Origin of the sequence: Azospirillum canadense (assembly GCF_025961225.1) — a bacterium.
Classification (GTDB): domain Bacteria; phylum Pseudomonadota; class Alphaproteobacteria; order Azospirillales; family Azospirillaceae; genus Azospirillum; species Azospirillum canadense.
This window is the reverse complement of sequence record NZ_JAOQNG010000007.1, coordinates 822,465-845,313: the sequence shown is the minus strand read 5'-3', so window position 1 is coordinate 845,313 and position 22,849 is coordinate 822,465. Positions and strand designations below refer to the sequence as shown.

The window sequence follows — 22,849 nt, the reverse complement described above, 5'->3', positions numbered from 1 at the left end:
TTATAAAGACAAAGGAGGCGGACCCTATGGGGGTCATCTCAACGGAAAGTCCAGGGCGCACGCCCGGCGTGGCGGCCCGTCCGGCGACGGCCCGCGTGCCGCTGGTCAAGGCCGTGGCCGTGGGCATCGTCGCCCTTCTTCTCCTGCTTCTGGTGGTCCAGCCCTTCGGCTGGGTCCTTTACAACAGCTTCCACGACGACGTCAGCGGCGCCTGGACGCTTGGCAACTACGCGCGGATCGTCCAGTCTGCCGACCTTTTCGAACCGCTCGTCAACTCGCTGATCCTGGCGGTCGCGACCGCGGTGATCGCCGTCGGTGTCGGCGTGCCGCTGGCGTGGCTGGTGTCGCGCACCGACATGCCCTTCCGCCGCACCATCCGCGTGCTGACGCTGACCGCTTTCGTCACCCCCTCCTTCATCGGGGCTACCGGCTGGATCCTGCTGGCGGCGCCCAACTCGGGCTGGCTGAACGCGCTGTGGCGCATCATCGCCGGGGCGGAAGCCGGGCCGCTGCTGAACATCTATTCGATGGCCGGCGCGATCTTCATCTGCGGGCTCTACACCGTCCCCTACAGCTTCACCATGGTGTCCAGCGCGCTGGACGAGATGGCCGTGGAACTTGAGGACGCGGCCACCACCCTGGGGTCCGGCACGCTGCGCACCATGCTCAGCATCACCATTCCCCTGGCCACCCCGGCGGTGATCGCAAGCTTCATCCTGTCCTTCATCCAGGGGCTGACCCTGTTCGGCGTCCCGGCCTTCCTGCTGACGCCGACCGGGATTCCGGTGGTGACGACGAAGCTGGCCGAGTTCTACCAGCAGTTCCCGCCGGAGATCTTCCTGGCGGCCGCCTATTGCATGCCGCTGCTTCTGGTCACCGCGATGCTGTTCCGGATGCGCCGCCGCATCCTGGGCCGCAAGCAGTACGTCACCATTTCCGGAAAGACGCGGGCCGGGCGGCTGATTCGCCTGGGCGGCGCCCGCTGGCCGGCCTTTTTCGCCGCGCTGCTGATGCCGCTCTTCTCGGTCTTCCTGCCCTATGCGGCACTTCTGCTGGTGTCGCTGACCCGGGCCTGGGGCCAGGGCCTGACGTGGGAGAACCTGTCGCTCCACTGGTACTGGTGGGCGCTGTTCGGCAATTCCGAGACGTCCACGGCCATCGTCAATTCGCTGGTTTATTCCACGCTGGGAGCCACGCTCTGCGTCGCGCTCGGCACCGTGGTCGCTTATTTCGTCGAACGGCGGGTGGTGCCCGGCGCCGGCATCCTGGGCGCGGTGGCGACGGTGCCGATCATCGTTCCCGGCATCGTCCTGTCCGTCGGCTTCTTCGCCGCCTACACGCGGGCGCCGCTGAACCTCTACGGCACGCCGATGCTGCTGATCGCCGCCTTCGCGGCGACCTTCCTGCCCATCGCCTACGCCCACGGCGGGGCGATCCTCAAGGGCATCGGGCCGGAACTGGAGCGTGCCGCCCGCAGCCTGGGCGCCGGGGAGGGCAAGGCCTTCCTGTCCATCACCGTGCCGCTGATGGGCGGCGGGCTGGTGTCGGGCTGGTTCCTGGTCTTCATCCCGATCATCCGCGAACTGTCGGTGGCGGTCTTCCTCATCACGCCCAAGACCAACGTGATGACCACCCTGATCTACAACGCGAAGGACGGCGGCAATTACGAAGCCGTGTGCGCCATGAGCGTCCTTCTCCTTCTGCTGACACTGCTGCTGGTGGCCGCCGCCCGTCCCCTGACACGGCTGCTCAGCGCGCGTCGAACGTCCCGTAAAGCCGCCGACACGGCAGGAGTCTTCCCAGCATGAGCGGGATCCGGATCAAGAACCTTCGCAAGTCCTTCGGCAGCTACACCGCGCTGCACGGCATTGACCTCCAGGTGCCGAACGGCACGCTGCTGGCCCTGCTCGGACCATCGGGCTGCGGCAAGTCGACCACGCTCCAACTCCTCGCCGGTTTTGAGACGCCGACCGACGGCGAGATCTGGGCCGACGACGTGCTGCTGTCGTCGTCGCGCGGGGTTCTGCCGCCGGAAAAGCGCGGCATTTCCCTGGTGTTCCAAAACTACGCGGTGTGGCCGCACAAGACGGTGGCGGAGAACGTCGCCTTCGGCCTCGCCATCCGCCGGCTGCCGAAGGCGGAGTTGGTTGAGCGGCTGGACCGCGCGCTGCGCACCGTCCGGCTGGAGGCGCTGCGCGACCGTTACCCGTCGGAACTGTCGGGCGGCCAGCAGCAGCGCGTGGCGCTGGCCCGCGCGCTGGCCGTGGAGCCGCGCATCCTGCTGCTCGACGAGCCGCTGTCCAACCTCGACGCCCACCTGCGGGAGGAGATGCGGTTCGAGATCCGGCAGGTCCATGACCTGCTGGGCATCACCACGGTCTATGTCACCCATGACCAGTCGGAGGCGCTGGTCACCGCGGACCGCATCGCGGTCATGAAGTCGGGCCATCTGCAGCAGCTCGGCTCGCCGGAGGACATCTTCGAACGGCCGTCGAACGCCTTCGTCGCGACCTTCATTGGCGCCAACAATGAACTGGCCGGACGCAGCGAGGGGCAGGGCGCCATCCGCGTCGGCGACCGCGTGCTGACCGCGCCCGACCGGAGCGGCGCGGCGCGTGGAGCCCCGGTGTCCCTGTGCGTGCGGCCATCCCAGGTCCGGCTGAGCGAGGCGGGCCAGGAAGCGGGCCAGGAGGCGGGGGCAGGCGGTCCGTGCAATGTCCTGCCCGGCGTCATCCTGCGCTCCGCCTACCTCGGCGAGTACCGCGACGTGCTGGTGGACATCGGCAACGACCAGACGCTGCGCGCCTTTGTTCCGCCGGTGCGGAGCTACGGCCCGGGCATGGCGGTGACCGCGCATTGCCCGGTCGAGGCGTGCCAGATCCTGGGTCCGGCCGCCTGATCACCGCTCAATTTCCGCCGAAATTTCAAGGAAGCTCCTCGCGATGACCACCGCGACGTCCGGCGCCGCCAGCGCGCCTCCCGAGATTCTGACCGAGCGGCGCGGCGCCGTGCAATGGGTGATCTTCAACCGGCCCAAGGCGCGCAACGCCATCACGCCGTGGATGGAGGACCGGCTGATCGACATCTGCCGCGAGGTCGAGCGCAGCCCCGAGGTGAAGGCGCTGGTGCTGACCGGCGCCCCCGGCGACAAGCCCGCCTTCATGGCCGGCGCCGACCTGTCCTGCCTACAAAGCGTCAAGACTCCCGAGGATTACTCGATCCTGGAAGAGCGGGCGGAGGCCGCGGCGATGGCGCTGGAGGCCGTGCGCGTTCCCACCGTCGCCGCGCTGTCCGGCGCCTGCGTCGGCGAAGGGGCGCTGCTTGCGGCCTGCTGCGACGTGCGCATCGGCACCCCCTCCATCCGCTTCGGCTTCCCGATCGCCCGCACGGTGGGCAATTGCCTGAGCATCAAGAACCTGGCGCGGCTTGAGGCCATTCTCGGCACGGCGCGCACCAAGGAACTGATCTTCAGCGCCCGTCTGCTGGCCGCCGATGAGTTGGCGGATGCCGGCGCGCTGCGCGCCGTCGTTCCGGAGGAGGAGCTGATCGCCCGCACACAAGCCCTGGCGGAGGAGTTGGCGAGCCTTGCCCCGCTCACCCTGTGGGCGACGCGCGAAGGGTTGCGGAGGTTGCGCGACCATGGACTGCCGCCGGAGGGCGACAACGACCTGCTCCGCCGCTGCTATCTGTCGGCCGATTACCAGGAGGGCATCGCGGCGTTCCTCGAAAAGCGCGGTCCAACCTGGACAGGCCGATGAACGCCCCGCCAAGCCCACCCCGGTGATGCTGGTCTCTCTAAAGCGGATTTTCATCCGCTTTAGATTCACATGGCCTCATTTGCCGGCTCTCAGCGGATGCATGTGGCATCCGCCTGCCGCCAGCGGGAACTACGTTCCCGCGAGAGGCCGGGACTGCGGTCGCAGTCCAAAGCGGATCGCAATCCGCTTTAAAAGCAGCTTCTCATACGGCCGGCGCATGAACAGGTCCATGATCGGCCGGCCGTATGCCCGTTTCGCACATGGCTGCCCATGTGCTTTCGGTATCAGACGGAGCGAATCATGCCGCCGTCGACCCGAACGACGCTGCCAGTCACATAGGCTGCCGGTTCGCCGGCCAGGAAGGCGGCGACGGCGGCCAATTCCTCGACCTTTCCGTACCGTCCGACCGGAATGGTCGCTCGCGATTGGGCGGCAATCTCTTCGGCGGTTTTCCCCGTCCTCTTCGCGGCGGCCGCGTCCAACTCGTCCACCCGTTCGGTGTGGATGCGGCCGGGCACGATGGTGTTGACCGTCACTCCGTCCGACGCGACCTCCGCCGCCAGGGTCTTCGACCAGCCGACCAGCGCGGCGCGCAGCGTGTTGGAGATGCCCAGGTTCGGGATCGGCTGGACCACGCCGGACGAGGCGATGGTGAGCACCCGCCCCCAGCCGCGCGCCCGCATCCCCGGCACGAAGACTCCGGCGATCTCGATCAGGCGCTGCACCATCGCACCGAACTGCGCCGTCCAGGTTCCGGGCTCCACGCCGAGCACCGACCCCGGGGGCGGGCCGCCGGAGTTCAGCACGAGGATGTCGACCGTCAGGCCGAGGCGCTCCATCGCGGCACCCAGCTGGGCGGCGGCCCCGGCGTCGGCGAGATCCACCGTCACCGCAACGGCCCGGCCGCCGGCCGCCACGATGGATTCCGCCGCCGCGCGGGTGCGCTCCTCGTTGCGGCCGCACAGCACGACCTGCGCGCCCTCCGCCGCCAGGACGCTCGCGACGCTCAGCCCGAGCCCGCGCGAGGAGCCCAGCACCAGCGCGGTCTTGTTCGTCAGTCCCAAATCCATGGAGAAAGTCCTCTTCAGCGCAGGCGCGCGCAGGCGGCGCGGATGCGCTCGCAGGCGTCCCGCAACACGTCAGTATCGATCGCGTAGGCGATGCGGATGTAGGGGGAGAGGCCGAAGGCCGCGCCATGCACCACGCCCACCCCGGCCTCCGACAGCAGGTAGTCGGCAAAGTCGAGGTCGCTGGCGATGGTGCGCCCGTTGGGCGTCCGCCGGCCGATCAGATCCTCGCAGTTGGTATAGACGTAGAAGGCGCCGTCGGGTACGGAGCAGCGCAGGCCCGGCGCGGCCTCGACCGCGGCCAGCACGATGTCCCGGCGCGTGCGCAGGATCGACAGCCGTTCGCGCAGGAAGTCGGTTCCGCCGCGCAACGCCGCCACCGTCGCGGCCTGGCTGATGGAGCAGGCGTTGGTCGTGCTCTGCGACTGCAATGTCTGCATGGCGCGGACCAGCCAGGCCGGCCCGCCGGCGTAGCCGATGCGCCAGCCGGTCATGGAGAAGGCCTTCGACACGCCGTTGATCGTCAGGGTGCGCTCGAACAGGGCCGGCTCCACCGCCGCCGGCGTGGCGAAAGTCCCGCCGAGAGCATCATCAAGGATGATGTGCTCGTAGATGTCGTCGGCCATCACCAGCACATGCGGGTGCCGGACCAGCACGTCGGTCAGCCCCTTCATCTCGGCGGGCGACAGCACCGCGCCGGAGGGATTGCCGGGGGAGTTCAGGATGACCCAGCGCGTGCGGGGCGTGATCGCCGCCTCCAGATCCTCCGGGCGCAGCTTGAAGCCCTGCTTCTCCCCACAGGGGACGATGCGGGCGGTGCCGTCGGCCAGCGCGATCATGTCCGGATAGGACACCCAATAGGGCGCCGGCAGCACCACCTCGTCCCCCGGCGCCAGCGTCGCCAGCAGCGCGTTGAGGATCAGCGGCTTGGCGCCGACGCCGACGATCACCTCGTCCGGGCCGTAGGTCAGGCCGTTTTCCCGCGCGAACTTGTTGATGACCGCGGCTTTCAGCTCCGCGGTGCCGCCGACCGCCGTGTATTTCGTCTGGCCGGCGTGGATGGCCGCGATGGCGGCGTCCTTGACGTGGTCCGGCGTGTCGAAATCCAGCTCGCCCTCGCCGAGGTTGATGATGGAGCGCCCCTCGGCGGTCAGCCGGCGCACCTTGTCCGAAATCGCGGCGGTGGGCGACGGCCGCAGCGCCGCGACGCGCGGCGACAGGCGGGCCAACGGAAGGGAGGGGGGTAGCGGCATCAAGGTGTCCATGGGCAAAGCGCCTCTCGAACCGGGCCGCCGGGGCGGCCCAGTCTGTATGAGTGTCGTTAAACTGTACTTTCCTGGGCACGCCAAGGTGCGCCCAGGGGCCGCTTTCAGGCGGTCACGGTCTCGATCCGCGACCGCGCGTCGGCGGCCATGGTCGCCACCACGTCGCGCACGGCCGCGGCCTCGGCGGCGGACAGGTCGCGGAGCGGCAGGCGAACCGAGCCGCCGGTCCAGCCGCGCGCGTGCATGGCGGCCTTCACCGTCTGCGGCTGGCCGAAGCGGCGGGCGAGCTGCCGATAGGGGAACCACAGCCGGTGCAGGGCGCCTGCGGTGGTCACGTCGCCGCGCTGCATGGCGCGGTAGCTGTCCAGGATCAGCTCCGGGAAGGCGCAGCTGTTGGTCGAGCTGATGCCGTCGAAGCCGGCTGCCACCGGGCCGAGGAAGGCGAGGTCCGAGGCGCAGAACAGGCGAACGCGGCCGTGCAGCGCGCCGACCAGCTGGTCGATGACGGTCGGGGTCAGGTCGCCCTGCTTGATGGCGACCATCTCCGGGATGTCGGCCAGCCGCTCGATCAGCTTGGCCGACAGGGTGATGCCGATGCCGGGGGCGTTGTAGATCAAGGCGCCGGTGCGCGACAGCGGGGCCATGTCGCGGAAGAAGGCGACGATCTGGTCGTCGGTGATCTCCGACACGTAGGGCGGAGTGATCATCGGCACACCGCCCAGCTCGCCGGCCAGCACCGTCAGGTCGCGCACGACGCGGACGTCCGACCCGGCGCTGCACAGCATCACCGGAACCCGGCTGCCGACCTGGTCCATGACGAGGCGGAACAGGGTGGCGCGCTCCTCCACCGTCATGGTCGGGAATTCGCCGTAGGTGCCGCCGATCAGCAGGCCGTCCACACCGACGGCCAGTTCGCGCTCGATGTTCTCGGCAAGCGCGGCGGTGTCGATGGCGCCGTCGGCGGTGAAGGGCGTAACGGTGATGTTGAAGAAGCCGCGCAGGCGCTCCTTCATGTCGAGCACGCCGGACTTGGACAGGGAAGACATGACGAAACGTTCCTTATCTATGGGATCGTGAGGGGTTGCGGGAGCGGCCGGCCGCCGCCCGCAGGAAGCCGCGCAGCAACGGGTGGGCCCGGCCGGGGGCGCTGTTCAGCTCCGGATGGCCCTGCATGCCGATGAAGAAGGGATGGTCGGCGACCTCCACGGCGTCGGCGGTGCCGTGGGTGGCCGACAGGGCCGGCACGCTCACCCCCACCCGCTCCAGGTCGGGCACCAGCGCCGGGTTCAGCACATAGCGGTGGTTGTAGCGCTCGACCGTCCGGGCGCGGCCGTAGAGCTGGCCGAGGCGGCTGGCCGGCATCAAGTCCGTGGCGTCGTCGCCCAGCCGGTGCCGCCCGCCCTCGCCGTCCGGGCGGGGCACGATGCTGTGGACCGGGGCGGCGGGGTTGGCTTCGGCCAGGCAGGCCTCCTCCAGCCCCAGCCGCTCCCGCAGCGCGGCGGTCGCCATGCTCTGCATGCCGAGGCAAAGGCCGGCCGTTGGAAGGTCGCGGCGGAGCGCGAGGCGGGCCGCGGTGATCTGCCCCTCCACCTGCCCCATGTCGGAGCCGCCGGGGAGCAGGATCCCGTCCACGCGCCCCATCGTTCCTTCCACGAGGGCTCGCAGCGCCGCCAGATCGTCGGGCGCCACGAAGCGGACCACGACCGCGAGGCCCAGATCATCCGCCGCGTCGCCGAGCGCGGCGAGGGCCGCCGGATATTGGCGGCGGTGGTAGGCCTCGGTGCCGAGGATCACGATTCGCAGCGCCGGTCGGTCAGAGGCCGGAGCCGGCGTACCGGCCGGCATCGGACGGCCGAAGCCGTCGCGTTGCCAGCGCCCCACCTCCTCCGCCCCATCGATCCGGCCGTCGACCAGGGCAACCAGCCTTTCCCCATCCGGCACGACCTGGACGGTGCGCACCGGCCAGCCGCGCCGTTCGGCCTCGGCGCGGAGCGCCGCGGTGGATCCGTCGCCGGTGACCTGGGGATTCACCGCGACGGCGACGGACCGGTCCGGCAGGAGACCGTCCGCCGGTAGATCGCCGGGGCCGGCGATCTCGACCCCGGCGTCCACGGGTTGCCCGGACGCCCGCTCGGCCCACAGGAGACCGTTCGCCGCCAAGCCGCCGCCCGCCAGGACATGCTGCCGGACGTCGAGGCCGGGCAGGTCGCGCCCGCCGCGCAACCGGCGCAGCCGCGCGCCGAAGCGCACCGCCAGCAGGCCCGCGACGGCGCCGTCCAGCGCCGGCTCATCGGTCTCGTGGGTCACGAGCAGGAGCTGCGGCATGTCACGCCACCCGCAACAGGGCGCGGTCCACGCTGCCGAGCACGCGGCAGCCCGTCTCCGTCACCACCACGGTCTCGCTGACGCCCACGGTGAACTCGCCGTAGATGCGCAGGGCCGGCGGCATGTGGAAGACCATGCCCGGCTTCAGCAGGGTGGTGACGCCGGTGTAGAGGCTGAGGATGCCGCCCTCGCCCCAGTCCGGCGCGAAGGAGATGCCGACCGAATATCCCGTGCGCTTCTTGAAGGCGTCGGTGTAGCCGGCTTTGTCGATCACCTCCTGGCAGGCGGCGTGCACGCTCTCGCAGGTCTCGCCCGGGCGGATGGCGTCGATGGCCGCGGACAGCGCGTCCTGGCACACCGCCATCATGTCCACCGCCGCTTTCGGCACCGCGCCGACCCAGGCGCTGCGCATCAGCGCCGCGTGGTAGCGGTCGTGGCAGGCGGCCATCTCCAGGAAGGCCGGGTCGCCGTCCTGGATGCGGCGGCGGCGCCAAGTGCCGTGCGGAACGCCGGAGCGCGGACCGCTGGAGACCAGCGGCTCCATGCCCACATACTCCGACCCGGCGGCGATGGCGGCGCCCATCATGGCGGCGACGAGGTCGTTCTCCGTCGCCCCGGCCTTCACCGCGGCCATGCCGGCGCGCAGGCCGGCGTCGACGTAAGTGGCGGCGGTCGCCAGCTTTTCGATCTCCAGCGGCGACTTCACGGCGCGGAAGGTCTCCACCACCCCGGCTGCGTCCAGCACGTTGCCGAGCCGCGCCGACAGAGCCTCATAGACGGCGATGGGCAGGAACCAGCCGCGCTTGTCGATGGCGACCCGCTTCGACCCCCAGCCGCGCTGGCCGACCACGTCGACCAGCAGCGACACCGGGTCGGTGCCGTCGTCGTAGACGATGGCGTCGGGGATGAAGGTGTTGGCGATGAAGTTGAAGTATTCCAGCCGGCGGACGATGAAGGTTGCGTCGCCCTCCACCGGCAGCAGCAGCGCCTGGAAGGTGTAGTAGCCGGGCGTCTGCTGGCCGGTCAGGTAGAAGATGTTCTCCGGCCCGGTGACGATCATCACGTCGATGCCGCGGCGGGCGAGTTCCGCGCGGACGGCGGTCTGGCGCGCGTCGTACTCCTCGCGCGGGAAGGCCGATTCCTGTCCCTGCCGAACAGAACCAAGGGCGCTCATGCTGCGATCTCCAGAAGGTCGTTTGACGTGGAAGCGGTGAAGGTGACGCCGAGGCCGGGGCCGCCGCCGTGGGCGACCGAACCGTCGGCGTAGGTGAGGCCGGCGACCGGATCGTTGGTCAGCCCGTCGGCCCCGTAGAGTTCGGCGAAGCGCGGGCGTGTCGCGATGGCGACCTGGAGCGTGGCGGCGGTGGCCCCCGCCCCTTCGTTCATCTGCCCGATCATGAAGGGCACGCCGGCCGCCGACAGGCGGCGCGCCGCCGCGACGGTCGGGCCGATGCCGCCCATCTTGACCAGCTTCAGATGCGCCCAGATTTTTCCCTTGGCACGGCCGCCGAGCGCGATGACGCGGTCGATGGCCTCGTCCCCTGCCACGCTCTCGTCGAGCATGACAGGCACCGGGCTGGTCTCGCCCAGCCGGGCGATGGCATCCCAGTCGCCGGCGGCAATCGGCTGCTCGGCGTAGGCGACGCCATGGCGGGCGAGCGCCGCCAGCCGTTCCGGCGCCTCCTCGGCGCTCCAGGCGCCGTTGGCGTCCACCGCCAGCTTGATGCGGTCGCCGAAGCGGTCGCGCAGAGCCGCGAGCCGGCGCAGATCCTCGTCGAAGCCCGCCACCCCGACGCGCAGCTTCAGGTCGGCGAAGCCGCGGGTGACGTAGCGCTCTGCGTTGGCGAGCAGAGCGTCGTAACCCGACCAGAACAGAGTCTGGTTGGTCGGCCAAGCCGTCACGCCCGCGTCCTCCGCCCCCAGCCAGCGCGCCCCCAACCAACGAGCAATCGTGACCCCGGCCCGGCGGGCCAGCAGGTCGTGCAGCGCGCAATCGACCAGGGTCCGCACCGGGGCGATCCAGCCGCGGTCGTCCAGTTCGGCCAGCAGCAACTCCGCCGGCCGGCTCCAGTCCGTCTCCACCACCGCGACGCGGGCGGCCTCCAGCACGACCGCTTCCTCATAGCCGTTGAGGTAGGCGATGTTGGTCCGCACCTCCCCCAGCCCCTCCATCCCGTCCGGCGCCGTCAGGCGCAGGTAGAGGGCCGACAGGTGCGGGATGGCGCCGGAGGACGCCGTGTGCAGCGCCACCCCCGGCCCGTAGGTCAGGGCGGCGGTCGACAGGACGGCCTTCATGCCGCCCGTCACGCTGCCGTACTCCGCAGCATGCGCAGGGCGACGTCGCCGTAAATGCGGGCCGAGCCGACGAACTCTTCGATCGGCACGAACTCGTCTGGCTTGTGCGCCACGGCTAGCGACCCCGGCCCGAGCACCGTGCCGACCGCCCCCAGGGAGCGGAAATGGACGAGGTCGCAGCCGCCCTGGAAGCCCTGGGGCGCGTCGTGCGGGTAGCCGTTTTCCCCGGCGGAATCCATGCAGGCCTTGACGATGGGTTCCGAAATCGCAGTCTCGGTCGGGCCGCCGGTGGTCGGCTGGAAGGCGATGATCTCCGCCCGCACGCCGAACTCGTGCTTGGCGGTGTCGAGCAGGGCGTACAGCTCGCGCTTCACCGCCTCCTCGTCCTCGCCGGGCACCATGCGGCGGTCGAGCATCAGGTCGCAGGCGTCGGGCACCACATTGTCGGCGATGCCCGCGGTCATGCGCGTGACGGTCAGGCTGGCGCTGCCGACCAAGGGGTGGCAGCGCTTGCAGACGCAGGTCTCGTGATGCTGCTCGATCAGGCCCAGCAGCTTGCCGGCCTTGTAGATGGCGTTCTCGCCCAGGTGCGGCGTGCCGGAATGGGCCATGACGCCGTGCACGCGGACGATGGGACGCAGGCTGCCCTTGTGCGCGGTGAAGGTGGTGTTCGACGTCGGCTCCCCGATCACCACCTGGTCGATGCGCGGGCGGCCGGCGGCGAAGCTCTTGGCGCCGCGGCTCTCCGTCTCCTCGTCCGCCACGAAGACGCCCAGCAGCGTGCCCGACCAGGAGGAGCGCGCCGCCGCCATCATCCGCAGCGCCTCGACCATCGCGGCGATCGGCCCCTTGGCGTCGCAGGACCCGCGCCCGACTAGCCGGCCGTCGCGCTCCACCAAGCGGAACGGGTCGCTGGTCCAGCCGCCGCCGGCCGGGACCGTGTCGATGTGGGAGTTGAAGGCGAAGACCGGGCCGGGGCCGTTGTCCAGCCGCGCCACCATATTGACGCGGCCGGGCATGAATTCGCTGAGCGAGATGTCGAATCCCGCCTCATGGAGGCGGTCGGCGAGGAAGCGCGCGGCCTCGACCTCGCGCCCCGGCGGGTTTTCCGTGTTGAAGGCGACGAGGCGCTCCAGGTCGCCGGTCATGCGGGCGCGGTCGGGATGGTTCAGCATGGCGGGGGTCCGAATGATGGGGGTCAGTGCAGGATCTGGCTGAGGAACTTCTGGGACCGCGGGTTGCCGGAGCCGGAGAAGAAGACCTCCACGGGGGCGTTCTCGACGATCTCGCCCTTTTCCATGAAGACCACGCGGTCGGCGGCGCGGCGGGCGAAGCCCATCTCGTGGGTCACGACCAGGCTGGTCATGCCCTCCTGGCTCAGCTCGACCATCACGTCCAGAACCTCGCGGATCATTTCGGGATCAAGCGCGGAGGTCGGCTCGTCGAACAGCATCAGCTCCGGCTTCATGGCCAGCGCGCGGGCGATGGCGACGCGCTGCTGCTGCCCGCCCGACAGCTCGTCCGGGTAATGGTCGGCCTTGTCGGGGATGTGCACCTTCTTCAGCAGCGACAGGGCGATGTCGTGGGCGTCCGCGCGGGACAGGCCGAGCACGCGCACGGGGGCCAGCATGATGTTCTCGATGGCCGACAGGTGGCCGAACAGCTCGAAGTTCTGGAACACCATGCCGATGCGCCGGCGCAGCTTCGGCGCCTCGGCGTGGGTGTCGGCGATCTCCGCGCCGTTGAAGACGATGCGGCCGGCGTTGATCGATTCCAGCAGGTTCACGCAGCGCAGCAGCGTCGACTTGCCGGAGCCCGAGGGGCCGATCAGCACCACCGTCTCGCCGCGCGCGACCTCCAGCGAGCAGCCCTTCAGCACCGGCATGGAGCCGTAGGATTTGTCGATCGCCTCAAGGCTCAGCAGCGGCGCCGCGGTCGCAGTTTGGGCCTGAACTTGACCAGTCATGGGGATATTCCTCAACGAACGGCGGATTGCGCGCCGGTCATGCCGATCAGGCGGCGCGTCAGGGACACCGGCGGGTTTGCGGAGCGGCGGCGGGTGGCAAGGCGGCGTTCCAGCGCTGCCTGCAACACCATGAACACCGTGGTCATTGCCAGGTAGTAGATGCCGGCGGCGGTCAGCGCCTCGAAGTAATGGAAGTCGGCGCTGGCCGTCTGGTTTGCCGCCAGCAGCAGGTCCTGCACGGCGATGGCGGAGACCAGGGCGCTCAGCTTCATCATGCCGATCAGCTGGTTGCCGACCGGCGGTAGGATCACGCGCGCGGCCTGAGGCAGCACCACGAAGCGCAGCACCTGCCATTCGGTCATGCCCAGCGCGCGGCCGGCAACCTTCTGCCCGCGCTTCACGGCTTGAAGACCGGACCGCATGATCTCGGCCATGTAGGCGCCCTCGTTCAGCGACAGGGCGAGCACGCCGCTGACGAAGCCGGACAGGATGATGCCGAAGGACGGCAGCACGTTGAACACGAAGATGATCTGGAACAGAACCGGCGTCCCGCGGAACAGCCAGAGGTACAGCGTCGTCCCGCCGCGGATCGCGCCGAAGCGCGATTCCTGCATCAGGGCCAGCAGGAGACCGATGACGACCCCCGACAGAATGGACGAGACCGTGATCAGCAGGGTCGTGACCGCGCCCTGCACGAACACGGGCGACACGAGGTATTCCAGGATGAGGGACAGGGATATCGTCATCGGTGTCTCCGTCGGCCTTGCCGCTGGGGAATGGGTTACTTCAGCAGCGCCACGGTCTGGGGCAGGTCGTATTTCTTGATCAGGGTCTGGTAGGTGCCGTCCTTGACCACGGCCTGGAGTGCGGCCTCGATCGCCTGGCGCATGGCGGCGTCGCCCTTGCGCACGGCGACGCCGATCTGGGTGTCGGTGTTGAAGGAGGTGCCGACGATCTGGAAGGTGTCCGGCACCTTCTGGACCAGCATCACCGCCCCCGGCGTGCTGTCCAGATGCGCGTCCGACCGGCCCTGGCGCAGCGCCAGCGCGGAATCCTGCGCTGTCGGGAAGGTCAGGATGGTGACGGCGGGGCGGCCGGCGTCGGTGCAGCGCTTGTTGTCTTCCCGCGCGTAGGTCTCCTGGATGCCGCCCAGCGTGACCGACACCTTCTTGCCGCACAGGCTGTCGTCGCGGCCGGTGATGCCGGCGGGGTTGCCCTTGCGCACCAGCACCTCGTTGCCGACGCGCAGGTAGGGCACGAAGTCGACCTGCTTGGCGCGCTCCTCGTTGATGTACATGGCGGAGTTGATCACGTCGATCCGGCCGCCCTGGAGCGCCGGGATCAGGCCCTTGAACTCCATGTTCAGCGGCGCCACGGAGGCGCCCATCTTCGCGGCCAGCGCTTCACCCAGGTCGATGTCGAAGCCCTTGAGCGAGCCGTCCGTGCCCTGGAACTCGAAGGGCGCGAAGGTCGCGGCCACGCCGTAGGTGAGCTTCCCCGGCTGCACGAAAGAGGCCGTTGCGGTCTGCGCCTGGGCGGCGGTGCTGACGACGCCGGCGAGCAGCAGGGCGGCGGTGGCGGAGAGCAGGTGATGCATGGGGTGCGCGCTCCTACATTGTTCAGATTGACGCAACTTGTACAGTTCACAGCACGCAGACGCCGGTGTCAACCCTGGACACAATCGGTGATGCGTGCGATTGGTAGTGCAGGGTCTAAGCAAGTTCCGGGCCGAAATCGTGAAGCAGCCGAATTCAACCGTCGAAGCGAGCCCCCTTCCCGGCGCCGACACCAAGTCCGGCCAGCCCCGGGACCGCAAGGCGGCGGCGCGGTCGGTCCAACTGGCGCTCGCCAACAAGATACTCGCGGTTGCCGTCGAGGAACGCCTCAGCGTTGGGCATCACCTAAAAGAGCAGCAGTTTGCCGAAATATTAGGCGTGTCCCGCACGCCGGTGCGCGCGGCGCTGCGCCTGCTGGCCGACCGGAAGATCGTCGCCGCCATCCCGAACCGCGGCTATCGCCTGCTGAAGGACGGGCGGGAGTTGCTGGGGACCACGCTGGACGTGCCGCCCCTGATCGACGAGCAAGCCTATCTCGACATCCTGCGCGACCGCCTGTCGGGGGAGTTGCCGGCGACCGTCAACCAAGTCATGCTCACCAAGCGCTACGCCATCGGGCGCGGCTCCCTCCGGCCGGTCCTGAACCGCTTGGCCGACGAGGGGCTGATCACGCGCAAGGGCCAGAACTGGCTGTTCCTGCCCAGCCTGGATTCGGAATCCTCGCTGCGGGCGAGCTACGACCTGCGCATCACGCTGGAGCCGGCGGGCATCCTGCTGGACAGCTTCCGCATGGACCGTGGCCTGCTGCGCCAGCTGAAGGACCGGCACAGCCTTATAATTGAGCAGTCGCAGCACGAGGTGGTTCCAGGGCGGGACCTCTTCATGCTCGACTCGCAGTTCCACGAGACGATCGCGGAGGCGTCGGGGAACCCCTTCTTCCTCCAGGCGGTTCAGCAGCAGAACAAGATGCGCCGCCTGTTCGAATACCAGGGCTATTCCAACAGCACCCGCATCCGCGAATGGTGCGGCGAGCATCTGCGCGTCATCGAAGCGCTGGAGCGCGCCGACCATGCCGCCGCGGCGGAGATTTTGCGGGACCACCTCATGCGGGCATCGGCAACAGCGATGGCTCAGTCGCGCCAAAACCGCTCTATAAGCTAGAGCGGCATCGGGCGGACCACCCTGCATCGCGCGCGCTTACGTCAGAGGAGCGGGCCGCCGATCCAGCAGCGCCTCGCGGACAAGGTGCCAGCTCGTTTCATCCGGGGCACAGATAAGCCCGCCGGTGACATGGGTCGGGTGGTAGGCGGTGCCGTCGAAGTGGGCACTGTAGCCGCCGGCCTCGCGGTGGAGCAGCCAGCCCGCGGCGTGGTCCCAAGGCATCAGCTTGTTGTAGAACAAGACGTCGCAATGTCCCGCCGCAGCCATCCGGTATTCGTGCGCGGCGCACCGCAGCCACGCGCTCATGCCCAATCGCGACAGGTTGCCGTTGACGGTCGTGCGCAGGGGCTCCGGCAGGAAATTCGTTCCGATGATCGCGTGCATCTCCCGGACCGGCACCGCGGCAGCAACCTTCAGGTCGGTCCGCGCGCCGCCCTCGGCCTGGAGCCACGCCCCCTCGCCCCTGAGCGCGTAGGCGGTGTTGCGGCACACCGGATCGTGGATGGCGGCGAACACCACGTCTCCCCGCACCGTCGCCGCGATCATGACGCCGAACAGCGGCAGCCCGGACGCGAAGTTCTTGGTGCCGTCGAGCGGGTCGAGCACGAAGGCCAAGTCGGCGGTGCCGATCGCGTCGAGCAGGGCAGGGGTCTTGGCGGTGGCCTCCTCGCCGACAACGACCGCCCCAGGGTAGGCGGTCTCAAGCGCGGTGGAGATCGCGCGCTCGGCCGCCTCATCGGCGTCTGTGACGACGTCGAACCGCGACGATTTCTCACGCACCTGTCCGGCAGCCAGCTCACCAAACCGGGGCGTGATCTCGGTCAGGGATGCCTGGGACAGGATCTCACCGATCCGAAGAGCGTCAGAAAGTGTGAAGATCGTCATAGTCCCTGATCGTCGTGCAGAGTCGTCGCCTTGGCAAGCTCGCAGTTTGACCAGAAACGCCCGGAACGCGGAGTGATTGCGCGGGCAGGGGCCCACGACAAACACACTCTAAAAAAACCGTGCTCATTCGCCCGTGAACGTCGGAGGGCGTTTGGACAGCATGGCGTCGACGGCCTCGCGGTGGTCGGCCGTGGCGTGGGCCAGCGCCTGCATCGCTGCGGACATCTCCAGCAACGTGTCCATGCGGACGTGCCGGCCCTCGCGCAACAATCGCTTGGTCATGCGCACGGCGTGGACCGGATTGACGGCGATCCGCCGCGCAAGGGCGCGGGCCGCCGGCAACAGCTCGGCCGCCGGCACGACCTTGGAGACAAGGCCGCAGGCCAGCGCCTCCGCGGCGTCGATGGGGTCGCCGGTGAAGGCCATCTCGCAGGCCTTGGAGAAGCCGACGACGCGCGGCAGCAGCCAAGCCCCGCCGTCGCCCGGCACGATGCCGACCTTGACGAAGCTCTCGGCGAAGCGCGCGGATTCCGACGCGATGCGCAGGTCGCACATGCAGGCGAGATCGCAGCCGGCGCCGATCGCCGGGCCGTTCACCGCGGCGATGACCGGCACCTCCAGCCGTTCGAAGGCCAGCGGAATGCGCTGGATGCCGCGCTGGTAGTTGCGGCGCGTGCGCGCCGGCAGCGCGTCGTTGAGGCCGCCCCCTTCGCGCATGGTGTTGAGGTTGCCGCCGGAGGAGAAGGCGCTGCCGGTGCCGGTCACGATGGCGACCCGCACCGCCGGGTCGTCGTTCAGCCGGTCGAGCGCCTCCACCATCGCGTCGACCATGTCGGGGTCGGAAATGGGGTTGCGCAGCTCCGGCCGGTTCAGCGTCAGGGTGACGATGCCGTCTTCGATCTCGTATAGGATTGGAGCGCTCATCGGTGGATCCTCCGGTGTTTTCGTTCAGCGCAGGCCGAGGCCGCGCGCGATGATGCCGCGCAGGATCTCCCGCGTGCCGCCGCGCAGCGAGAAGGCCGGCGCGTTCATCACCGTGTGGGCCAGAACGGCGGAAAACTCGCGGGTGGAGTCCAGGTCCGGCTCGGCCTCGACCAGCTGGCGGGCGATTTCCGGGATCTCCTGCTCGAACAGGGCGCCGAGATCCTTGACCAGCGAGGCCTGGAGCGCCGGGTTCTCGCCCTTGTCCAGCATGTCGGCGACCGAGCGCGACAGACGGCGCAGCACGATCAGGTGGCCGACCAGCCGGCCGAGCGCGATGGCGGCGTGGCCCGACGGCGACGGTCCCAGCGCCCGCACCAGCTCGGTCAGCAGGGCCATGGAGGACAGGAAGCGCTCCGGCCCGCTGCGCTCGAAGGCCAGTTCGCTCATCACCTGGTTCCAGCCGTCGCCGCGCCGGCCGATCAGCGCGTCCTCGGGCAGCAGCACGTCCTCGAAGACCACCTCGTTGAAGTGGTGCGCGCCGGACAGGTCCAGGATGGGGCGGATGGTGATGCCGGGGGTGGACAGGTCGACCAGAAGCTGGCTGGTGCCGCCCTGGCGGTCCTCCGCCCCGCCGTCGGTGCGGCAGAACAGGATCATGTACTGGGCATGGTGGGCGTAGGTCGTCCACAGCTTGGTGCCGTTGACCCGCCAGCCGCCACCCTCGTCCTCTGCCACCGGCACCGCGCGGGTGCGCACGGCGGCGAGGTCGGAGCCGGAGTCCGGCTCGCTCATGCCGATGCAGAAGGTGCAGTCGCCGGACGCGATGCGCGGCAGGATGCTCAGCCGCTGTTCCTCGGTGCCGTTCTTCAGCAGCAGCGGGCCGCTCTGGCGGTCGGCGATCCAGTGGGCGGCGACGGGCGCGCCGGCCGCCAGCATCTCCTCCAGCACGACGTAGCGTTCCAGCGCGCTGCGCTCGTGCCCGCCGTAGCGCTTGGGCCAGGTCATAGCGATCCAGCCGCGCTCGCCCATCTTGCGGCTGAACGCCCGGTCGAAGCCGTTCCAGGAATCGGCGCGGCGGCGCGGCGGACGGTCGGCCAGCTCGGTCCTCAGGAAGTCGCGGACCTCCGCGCGCAACGCCTCGGTGGCGTCGCTGGAGGGCGGGGGCGGAAAGGCGATGCGGGGCATGGTGGTTGTCCCTGTCTCTCGGGCGGGGTCTCTCGGGCGGGCGGCGGAGGGTCAGGCGGCGGTGACGAGCGGCCAAAGCCCGTCGGCCCCGGCCGCCGCGACCTGCCGGCCGAGCCGCATTGCCCAGGAGGCCTCGTTGCCGTACTCGTCGCGCCAGGACCACAGCCGGCGGGTCAGGTGGTGCAGGGCATGCTCGTGCGTGAAGCCGATGGCGCCATGCATCTGGTGGGCGATGGATGCGGCGATTCCGGCGGCCTCTCCGCAGCGCAGCTTGGCCGCGGCGACCGGCAGCGGGCAGGGGACGCCGGAGGCCAGATCGGCAAAGGCCTCGGCGGCGCCGTCGGCGGCGGCTCCGGCAGCGGCGGCCTGCCCGGCCAGCACCGCGAGATTCTGCTGCACCGCCTGGAACTTGCCGAGCGGCCGGCCGAACTGCACGCGTTCGCCGACATACTGCACGGTCAGGTCGAGCACCCGCTCGATCGCGCCGGCCATGGCGAGGCTGCGCAGGGTGGCGCCCATGGCGTGCAGGGTGCCGGCGCCCAATCCCTTCGGCGCCGGGGCGACGCGGTCGCCGGCCAGGGCGGTGTCGAAGCGCAGGTCGTCGCGTTCCTCACCGGCGATGTTGCGGCCCGGTTCGGCGACGCGCCAGTCCCCGGCGTCAAGGCGGACGACGCAAATTTGGCCATCATACTCGGCGAGCAGGGCGACGGCGGCCGCGCTGCGGCCCCAAGGGACGCGGCGGACGGACCCGGACAGGTGCCAGCCGCCGTTGCGGCGGATCAGGACCGGCGCCGGCTCTCCCGTGTGGGGCGGGGCCACGGTCAGAGGGCCAGCGGGCACCTCCAACCCGGCGCCGGCCAGCAGCCAGCCGGCCAGCATGCTGTCGGCCAGCGGCACCGGCGCCGCGAAGGAGCCGGCGATGCGGACGAGTTCAAGCGCTTCCACCATGTCGACGCCGAAGCCGCCGGCCTCCTCCGGCACCAGGGCGAGGCCCAGCCCCATCTCCTCGATCGCGGTCCAAAGATCGGCCGGCCAGTGGCCCTCGCCGTGGCCCTCTTCGGCGCGCCGCAGGACCTCTGGCGTGACCCGGTCGGTGAAGAGCCGCCGGGCGGTGTCGGCCAGGATGCTGTCGGTCATTGGCCGGACTCCTGCGTGTGGCTCTTGATGAGGTCGCGGGCGATCACGAGCTTCTGCACCTCCGAGGCGCCCTCGTAGATGCGCATCGGCCGCACCTCGCGGTACAGCCGCTCCACCACGCTGCCGCGGGCGACGCCGGCCCCGCCGAACAGCTGGACCGCGGCGTCCACCACGCTGTGCGCGGCCTCGCTGCCGGCCAGCTTGGCCATGGAGACGTCGCGGGTGCAGCGCCCGCCGCTGCTGTCCTTGGCCCAGGCGGCGCGGTAGACGCAGAGCGCCGCCTGCTCCAGCGTGGTCGCCATGTCGGCCAGCTTGGTCTGCACGCCGTCCATGTCGGCCATGGCGCGGCCGAACAGCCTGCGGGTCGTGACGCGGGCGAGGCTCTCGTCCAGCGCCCGCCGGCCGGCGCCGATGCCCGCCGCGCCGACCGAGGCGCGGAAGACGTCGAAGGTCGCCATCGCCACCTTGAAGCCCTGGCCGGGCGCGCCGATGACCCGGTCCGGGGCGACGGGAACGGCGTCGAGGCGCAGCGGAGCGGCCGGGTGGGGAGCCATGAAGTCGATCGGCGGACCGGCGGTCAGGCCCGGCGCGTCGGCGCCGACCAGGAAGGCGGTCAGGCCGCGGGCGCCCGGTGCCTCCCCGGTGCGCGCGATGACGACGTAATGGTCGGCGAAGCCGGCGTTGGAGATGAAGGTCTTCTCGCCGGTGATGCGCCAGCCTTCGCCGTCCCGCTCGGCCCTGGTGGTGATGTTGGCGACGTCGGACCCGGTCTCCGGCTCGGTCAACGCCAGCGCCGCGATGGCCTCGCCCCGACGCACCGCGGGAAGATAACGGCGGCACAGGTCGGCCGACCCCGTCTGCCACAGCGCGGCGGTTCCGATGCCCTGCATGACGAAGACCGAATCCGCCAGATCGCCGAAGCGATAGGCCAGCACCTCGCGCGCCAGGCAAACGCTGCGCAGGTCGATGCTGGCGCTCCCCGTTTCGGCGCCGGGCGGCACGACCACGTCGAGCAGCCCCTGCGCGCCCATGGCACGGGCCAGGACGCGGCTCACGCCGCCGAGGTCGCGGCTGTCCTCGTCGATCTCCGGAAGCTCCAGATCCAGCAGCGTCCGGGCGAAGGCGCGGTGGCGGTCCTCGAAGAAGGGGGTATCCCAGAGCGGCCAGGGTTTCATGGGCGATTCCATGGGCGGTTCCTGCACGGAGGAGACGGGGCGAGGCTCAGCCCAGCCGTTCGATTATTGTGGCGGTGCCGAGCCCACCGGCGCAGCACATGGCCTGCAGGCCGAAGGTGGCGTTTCGCCGCTCCAGCTCGTGCAGCAGCGTGGTCATCAGCCGCGCCCCCGACGCCCCCAGCGGATGGCCGAGCGCGATGGCCCCGCCGTTGACGTTCAGCCGCTCCGGGTCGGCCCCGAATTCGCGCTGCCAGACCATCGGGACCGGGGCGAAAGCCTCGTTCACCTCGAACAGGTCGATGTCGCCAAGCGCCAGCCCGCTGCGCTCCAGCACCCGGCGGGTCGCCGGGATCGGACCCGTCAGCATCAGGGTCGGGTCGGAGCCCAGCGTCGTCACCGCGCGGAAGCGGGCGCGGGCTTTGAGCCCGTGCGCCTCGGCGACCTCCGCCGCCATCAGCAGCAGGGCGGCGGCGCCGTCGGCGATCTGCGAGGAGTTGCCGGCGGTGATCCGGCCGTTCTCGCGGAAACTGGTCTTCAGCGTGGAGAGCTTTTCCCGGCTGGTGTCGCGGCGGATCGTCTCATCCTGGCTGACCGTAACGCCGGTCTCCGGCAGGTCGCGCTCGCTCCAGGCGTCCACCGGCACCGGGACGATTTCGCGGTCGAAGAAACCGGCGTCGGCCGCCGCCGCCGCCTTGCGGTGGCTGGCGATGGCGTAGTCGTCGATGGCGTCGCGGGTCAGGCCCCAGGCGTCGGTGATGCGCTCCGCCGCCTCGCCCTGGGAGATCTGCGGGTGGGCCTCCAGCAGTTTCCAGCCGAAGGGCTTGCCGTGGACGTCGCGGTTGCCGCCCATCGGCACGCGGCTCATGCTCTCCACGCCGCCGGCCACCACCACGTCATACTCGCCCGACGCGATGGAGCCGAGCGCCGCGTGGACCGCCGCTTCCGAGGAGCCGCACTTGCGGTCCACCGTCATGCCGGGGATCGTCGCCGGCCAGCCGGCGCTCAGCAGGGCGGTGCGCGCCGGGTTGGTGGACTGCTCGCCGACCTGGGTGACGCAGCCGAACACCACGTCGTCCACCAGTTCCGGCGCGATTCCGGCGCGCTGGACGAGCGTCTGGAGGACGAGGGCGCCCAGATGGTCGGCGCGCACCGGGGACAGCGCGCCGCGGAAACGGCCGATGGGGGTGCGGACGGCCTCGACGATGACGACTTCGCGTGTGGGACTGGAACGCATGATCACGGACTCCCCAGCAGGCCGGACCCGGGCACCTTCGCCCCGTTCTCGTACTTGTAGACGCCGTGCCCGACCTTGCGGCCGGTGCGGCCGGACTTCACCATCTTGGCGATCAACGGGCAGGGCCGGAACTTCTCGCCGAGCGACTGGTGGAGGTATTGCAGCACGGCGAGCCGGGTGTCCCAGCCGGTCATGTCGCCCAGTTCCAGCGGCCCCATCGGGTGGCCGAGGCCGAGGCGCAGCGCGGTGTCGATGTCCTCGGCGCTGGCGACGCCGGATTCCAGCATGTACATCGCCTCGTTGCCGAGCATCGCCGACATGCGGCTGGTCGTGAAGCCCGGCGCCTCGTTGACGACGATGGAGGTCTTGCCCAGCGCGTCCGACCAGGCCTTCAGCCGGTCCACCACCGCGTCGCCGGTGGCCAGCCCGCGGATGATCTCTACCAGCTTCATCTTGTGGACGGGGTTGAAGAAATGCATGCCGGCGACGCGCTCCGGCCGGGCGGAGGCCGCGGCGATCTCGGTGATGCTGAGCGCCGAGGTGTTGGTGGCGATGATCGCGTCCGCCGCCACCACCGGGTCGATGGCCCGGATGATGTCGATCTTGACCGCCAGCTGTTCGGAGGCGGTCTCCACCACCAGCGCGGACCCGGCCGCCGCGGCGGGGAGGTCGCTGGCCGGGGTGATGAGGGAGAGCGTCTGCTCCGCCTTCTCCTCCGTCAGCTTGCCGAGCCCGACCGCGTCGGAGACGATCTTGCGGATGTTGCCCAGGGCGTCGTCCAGCGCGGCGGCCTTCACGTCGAACAGCACGGTGGGGAAGCCGCGCACCGCGAAGGCGTGGGCGATGCCGCGGCCCATGATGCCGGCGCCGACGACGGTGATTTTTGCGTCGTTTGGAATGCTTGCGTACATCGGTT

The 22,849-nt window shown here is 70.1% G+C and carries 21 protein-coding genes; 4 read left to right on the top strand and 17 right to left on the bottom strand.

Annotation, left to right across the window (positions count from 1 at the left end; all coding sequences use genetic code 11):
- Positions 1-26: 26 nt before the first annotated feature.
- The 3 genes from M2351_RS31550 to M2351_RS31540 are packed head-to-tail and all read left to right on the top strand — an operon-like array spanning position 27 to position 3,758.
- Positions 27-1,808, top strand: coding sequence for an ABC transporter permease (locus M2351_RS31550; RefSeq protein WP_264659969.1), 1,782 nt, complete (start codon positions 27-29; stop codon positions 1,806-1,808).
- Positions 1,805-2,899: an ABC transporter ATP-binding protein gene (locus tag M2351_RS31545; RefSeq protein ID WP_264659968.1), complete on the top strand. Its 1,095-nt coding sequence runs from the start codon at positions 1,805-1,807 to the stop codon at positions 2,897-2,899. The genes M2351_RS31550 and M2351_RS31545 overlap by 4 nt, the downstream gene beginning before the upstream one ends.
- A gap of 43 nt (positions 2,900-2,942) precedes the next feature.
- Complete coding sequence (locus M2351_RS31540; RefSeq protein WP_264659967.1) at positions 2,943-3,758, top strand: enoyl-CoA hydratase; 816 nt, start codon at positions 2,943-2,945, stop codon at positions 3,756-3,758.
- A 284-nt stretch (positions 3,759-4,042) separates the two neighbouring features.
- Here M2351_RS31540 and M2351_RS31535 read toward each other — a convergent pair whose 3' ends face one another.
- The 10 genes from M2351_RS31535 to M2351_RS31490 all read right to left on the bottom strand — a co-directional run bounded on the left by M2351_RS31535 (position 4,043) and on the right by M2351_RS31490 (position 14,273).
- Positions 4,043-4,828 (bottom strand): SDR family oxidoreductase, encoded by a 786-nt coding sequence (locus M2351_RS31535; protein ID WP_264659966.1) that lies wholly within the window; start codon positions 4,826-4,828, stop codon positions 4,043-4,045.
- 14 nt (positions 4,829-4,842) lie between these two features.
- The gene (locus M2351_RS31530) at positions 4,843-6,054 is read right to left on the bottom strand and encodes a pyridoxal phosphate-dependent aminotransferase (protein ID WP_264660380.1); all 1,212 of its coding nucleotides are present in this window, start codon (positions 6,052-6,054) and stop codon (positions 4,843-4,845) included.
- Positions 6,055-6,194: 140 nt separating this feature from the next.
- On the bottom strand, positions 6,195-7,136 hold the full coding sequence (locus tag M2351_RS31525) for a dihydrodipicolinate synthase family protein (RefSeq protein ID WP_264659965.1): 942 nt from the start codon (positions 7,134-7,136) through the stop codon (positions 6,195-6,197).
- 13 nt (positions 7,137-7,149) lie between these two features.
- Entirely contained in the window at positions 7,150-8,415 is a 1,266-nt protein-coding gene (locus M2351_RS31520; protein ID WP_264659964.1) for a glutamine amidotransferase-related protein, read from the bottom strand.
- Position 8,416: 1 nt separating this feature from the next.
- Positions 8,417-9,589 carry a M24 family metallopeptidase gene (locus M2351_RS31515; RefSeq protein WP_264659963.1) on the bottom strand — a complete coding sequence of 391 codons (1,173 nt, stop codon included), beginning with the start codon at positions 9,587-9,589 and terminating at the stop codon, positions 8,417-8,419.
- Positions 9,586-10,722, bottom strand: a complete 1,137-nt coding sequence (locus M2351_RS31510) for a mandelate racemase/muconate lactonizing enzyme family protein (RefSeq protein ID WP_264659962.1) — start codon at positions 10,720-10,722, stop codon at positions 9,586-9,588. The genes M2351_RS31515 and M2351_RS31510 overlap by 4 nt, the downstream gene beginning before the upstream one ends.
- A complete protein-coding gene (locus M2351_RS31505; protein WP_264659961.1) occupies positions 10,719-11,885 on the bottom strand; it encodes a M20 family metallopeptidase in 1,167 nt (388 codons plus the stop codon). Before M2351_RS31505 ends, M2351_RS31510 begins: the two co-directional genes overlap by 4 nt.
- 23 nt (positions 11,886-11,908) lie before the next feature.
- A complete protein-coding gene (locus M2351_RS31500) occupies positions 11,909-12,676 on the bottom strand; it encodes an amino acid ABC transporter ATP-binding protein (protein WP_319801948.1) in 768 nt (255 codons plus the stop codon).
- Between the two features lie 11 nt (positions 12,677-12,687).
- The gene (locus M2351_RS31495; protein WP_264659960.1) at positions 12,688-13,422 is read right to left on the bottom strand and encodes an amino acid ABC transporter permease; all 735 of its coding nucleotides are present in this window, start codon (positions 13,420-13,422) and stop codon (positions 12,688-12,690) included.
- Positions 13,423-13,457: 35 nt separating this feature from the next.
- Complete coding sequence (locus tag M2351_RS31490) at positions 13,458-14,273, bottom strand: ABC transporter substrate-binding protein (RefSeq protein WP_264659959.1); 816 nt, start codon at positions 14,271-14,273, stop codon at positions 13,458-13,460.
- 139 nt (positions 14,274-14,412) lie between these two features.
- Between M2351_RS31490 and M2351_RS31485 the strand changes: the two genes are divergently transcribed.
- Positions 14,413-15,393 carry a GntR family transcriptional regulator gene (locus M2351_RS31485; protein WP_264659958.1) on the top strand — a complete coding sequence of 327 codons (981 nt, stop codon included), beginning with the start codon at positions 14,413-14,415 and terminating at the stop codon, positions 15,391-15,393.
- Positions 15,394-15,429: 36 nt separating this feature from the next.
- Here M2351_RS31485 and M2351_RS31480 read toward each other — a convergent pair whose 3' ends face one another.
- The 7 genes from M2351_RS31480 to M2351_RS31450 all read right to left on the bottom strand — a co-directional run bounded on the left by M2351_RS31480 (position 15,430) and on the right by M2351_RS31450 (position 22,844).
- A complete protein-coding gene (locus M2351_RS31480; RefSeq protein WP_264659957.1) occupies positions 15,430-16,278 on the bottom strand; it encodes an inositol monophosphatase family protein in 849 nt (282 codons plus the stop codon).
- Between the two features lie 123 nt (positions 16,279-16,401).
- Positions 16,402-17,202 carry a crotonase/enoyl-CoA hydratase family protein gene (locus tag M2351_RS31475; RefSeq protein WP_264659956.1) on the bottom strand — a complete coding sequence of 267 codons (801 nt, stop codon included), beginning with the start codon at positions 17,200-17,202 and terminating at the stop codon, positions 16,402-16,404.
- Positions 17,203-17,226: 24 nt separating this feature from the next.
- On the bottom strand, positions 17,227-18,387 hold the full coding sequence (locus tag M2351_RS31470) for an acyl-CoA dehydrogenase family protein (protein WP_264659955.1): 1,161 nt from the start codon (positions 18,385-18,387) through the stop codon (positions 17,227-17,229).
- 51 nt (positions 18,388-18,438) lie between these two features.
- The gene (locus M2351_RS31465; RefSeq protein WP_264659954.1) at positions 18,439-19,524 is read right to left on the bottom strand and encodes an acyl-CoA dehydrogenase family protein; all 1,086 of its coding nucleotides are present in this window, start codon (positions 19,522-19,524) and stop codon (positions 18,439-18,441) included.
- Entirely contained in the window at positions 19,521-20,711 is a 1,191-nt protein-coding gene (locus M2351_RS31460; RefSeq protein WP_264659953.1) for an acyl-CoA dehydrogenase family protein, read from the bottom strand. The genes M2351_RS31465 and M2351_RS31460 overlap by 4 nt, the downstream gene beginning before the upstream one ends.
- A 34-nt stretch (positions 20,712-20,745) precedes the next feature.
- Complete coding sequence (locus M2351_RS31455) at positions 20,746-21,933, bottom strand: thiolase family protein (protein WP_264659952.1); 1,188 nt, start codon at positions 21,931-21,933, stop codon at positions 20,746-20,748.
- A 2-nt stretch (positions 21,934-21,935) separates the two neighbouring features.
- The gene (locus tag M2351_RS31450; protein ID WP_264659951.1) at positions 21,936-22,844 is read right to left on the bottom strand and encodes a 3-hydroxyacyl-CoA dehydrogenase; all 909 of its coding nucleotides are present in this window, start codon (positions 22,842-22,844) and stop codon (positions 21,936-21,938) included.
- Positions 22,845-22,849 lie beyond the last annotated feature (5 nt).